Genomic DNA, 3,094 nt, shown 5'->3' on the forward strand with positions numbered 1-3,094 from the left:
GACATCACCGGGGGACTCCTGAGATAGAGATGGAAAACGAGCGAAAAGAAACAGAGGCGATAGAGATCTATTGAGCGCGAGAAAACCATGCTTTGGCGGCCTTGCCGCGATGCATCGCAACCAATTTCGGAAGCGAGACTTCGGCCGCCGCCACTCGGTTGCGAGCGATCGCAGTCATCTGGTTCAACATCCGATTCGGACGAATGCTTCGCCATCCTTCGTCGGTCCATAGATACTGCTCGGCAGCTGCGGCCGTACGAAGCATCGGATGCGGCGTGCGGCTGCACTGCACGACTTGCTTGATGGGCACTCGGTGACTTGACCGCAACACGCGACCGGCCATTTGAATCGTGCACCCTTTGCCGCTGGGCCGGCAGAACACTGTTTTCAACTCGGGACAATCAAAGCCTTCGGTCAAGATCGCCATGTTGATCAGCACCTGCGTCTCGCCGGACACAAACGATTCGATCTGTTTCTCGCGATTGCTGGTCGCGGTCACCACGGCGCAGGCAACGCCGGCTTGTCGCAGCAACATGTACAGCAACTCGCATTCGGTGCGGCGATGGAAAAAGACAAGCGATCGTCCCCACCGCTCAGGTTCGCGAATCAAAAACTTGGCAACTTGACTCGGTGTGTACTCGGGAATCGTGTAGTGGTGATAGGAACTCAGGTAGCCATCGGCGATCAACGAGGCGATGCCAGCGTCACGAATGACTTGATCAAAACAGAGCTTGATACGATCGCTGCGATACGGGGTCGCGGAAAGCCCAAGTGTCCAAGCGGGCTGAATCTGGCTATGCAGATTCGCCATGCTGGTTGCCGCATCATGCTGTGCTTCGTCGACAACCAACAAGTCGACGTTGGGCGGCGACTTTTCGAACATGCTGATCGTCTGCATGCGAACGCCGAAGCGACGCAACCGATTCTCGGCTTCGGCTTGAGCCAACAGATTTCGCCGCATCGCGACCCAGCCCACACGAGCTCCGGTGGCACGCTGAATGAGCGCAGCGATTGCCAATCCCATCACGGTCTTTCCGCTGCCGGTTGGACTTTCGATCAAGACGCTGGATGCTTTATGAGCAAGTTGCCCGTCACGCTTGGTGAACGTTCCGCCCATCATCCGCACGGCCGACTCGATGATCCGTCGCTGGTACGGTCGTGACTGGACAGCGCACCCCGCTAGCAATGCGTCAAGTGCGCCGCCGGCGCCGACTGAAAAACCCTTAAGCCGGCCAGCGTCAAAACTGGATTGCAAATGCGAACCAGACGCGGTGTTTCGCTGCAAGAGTGAACCTGTCATCGCCTTCTCCTCCTGAGGATCTTTGAGTATTGATCGCAAGTCAGAAGGCATCATTCCCGCGCGTGATGACACGTCCGGTCAACGCGAGAAGAAAAAGGGAAATTTTTTTGGGAGGGGAGAGAAAACGCCAGGGAACCAACCACGCTCTAACGAGCGTCGCTAGCAATCACAAATATCTTCATTGGCTGGCCCCAAAATGCGAGTTGCATTTGAGGACGGATTTCGTCCTTGTTCTTATCTCTGAAATCGCCGCGACGCTGTTTCACTTCTCTTTTCGAATCCTGCCGAGGGAACGTCTCATGGCTATCAAACATCGGTACAGTTTGGGCGGCATTCTCTGGGCTGGCCTTCTCATCGTGTCCCTCGTCATTCCCCCGGCAGCGATCGCACAAGACACCGCCGCGGGTCGCGAGTTGTTCGAGCGGGAATGGGCATTCGTAGACCACGTCCCCACGATCACACCATTTGAATCAACACGCCGGATGCCGCAACGCCGCAATCGGGGACACGATCCTTGGGAACAAGATCGAGGGATCGGTCGAGGTCCTCGGCCGGCCCCTTTCGAGGAAAACCGCGAACGGAATTCGATGCGTCTTGCAGATGGCCAGGAGTTCCCCGCCGACGGACTGGGGCCGCTCTACAATGCCGTCTCGTGCGCAGCCTGTCACCCCGGCGGTGGCGCAGCAGGGGTGAATCACAACGTAACGCTGATCTCAGTTGACCCTGAATCAGCATTTTTAGATCCATCGGCGGATCGGCGTGGGCGTGGGCCCGCAAGAAATTCCATCACGGATCTCTTTCCTGCTCTGGGTTCCGGCAACACGCTGTCATTCAACGCGATCGTCCATGACCATTCCACGCGCCCCGGCTACGACGCCATCCGTCAACGTTTGTCCGTTGGCGTGCCCAATGGGATTCCGCCCGAGTGGTTTAGTCCTCCGCAGCGGACGCTTGCTGCAATCACCGAGCAACCCGTGGTTGCCGGCCGATACGGAGCAATCGACTACTACCTGAGCCAACGCAACTCACCACCGCTGTATGGCATGGGAGATATCGAGAAAGTCTCGATGAAGCGGCTAAAAGCCATCTCGCTGAACCAACCGCGGTCGTCCGGTGGTGTCATCTCTGGCCGCGTGGCGGGAAAGTATGGTTGGCGAGGGCAAGTCAACACGTTGTCCGATTTTGTTACCGGAGCTTGTGCGTCCGAACTGGGGCTGAACGTGGCAGACATCGCTCGACAAGCCGATGACCCCGCCGACCCTCGCTACTTCAGCTTGGCACCCGACATTTCGACGACCGAAGTCGCGGATCTAACCAGCTACGTCGCTGAGCTGCCCGCTCCACCGAAACAACTGATGTCTCTGGAGTCTCGCAAACAAGCTCGCCGTGGAGAACAGGTATTTAAATCGATTGGATGTGCGGCTTGCCACATCGCGGATCTGCCACCCGCGCGAGGCATTTACAGTGATCTGTTGTTGCACGACTTAGGAACGGCACTGCAAGATCCCTTCCCGGCTCCTGTGGAGCAACCGATCAACCAAAACGTCGCCGCGACGACCAGCCCTTATTCAAATCGATATGGCCGTGTTGAAACACCATCTTACCGCGCCGGGGCTTCGACCAATCGCCACCGTTCCGCACCAAGAGGGAACAGCCGTTTGGGTCCGCAGGGATCGGCTCAAACCATGGCAACTTATTACGCTGGGCAACCGCAAATTGCTCGCGGCGATTTCAGCAAGGATGATCTCGCGAGTGGACACCAATTCTCACCGGATGTTTTGCAGCGAGAATGGA

General features: G+C 57.3%; 2 protein-coding genes. One reads left to right on the forward strand and one right to left on the reverse strand.

All coding sequences use genetic code 11. The annotated features are described in order from the left end of the window. Positions 1-67: 67 nt before the first annotated feature. Positions 68-1,300: a DEAD/DEAH box helicase gene (locus ABX962_RS33765; protein ID WP_372726067.1), complete on the reverse strand. Its 1,233-nt coding sequence runs from the start codon at positions 1,298-1,300 to the stop codon at positions 68-70. Between the two features lie 299 nt (positions 1,301-1,599). Here ABX962_RS33765 and ABX962_RS33770 point away from each other — a divergent pair. Continuing rightward, positions 1,600-3,094, forward strand: a 1,495-nt coding sequence (locus ABX962_RS33770; protein WP_372726068.1) for a hypothetical protein, incomplete at its 3' end; no start/stop codon positions are given.

It is taken from the genome of Novipirellula sp. (genome assembly GCF_041583735.1).
Classification (GTDB): domain Bacteria; phylum Planctomycetota; class Planctomycetia; order Pirellulales; family Pirellulaceae; genus Novipirellula.

Bases quoted from the DNA above. Each gene is read 5' to 3' on its own strand.
- ABX962_RS33765 (WP_372726067.1), bottom strand. From the start codon at position 1,300: ATGACAGGTTCACTCTTGCAGCGAAACACCGCGTCTGGTTCGCATTTG.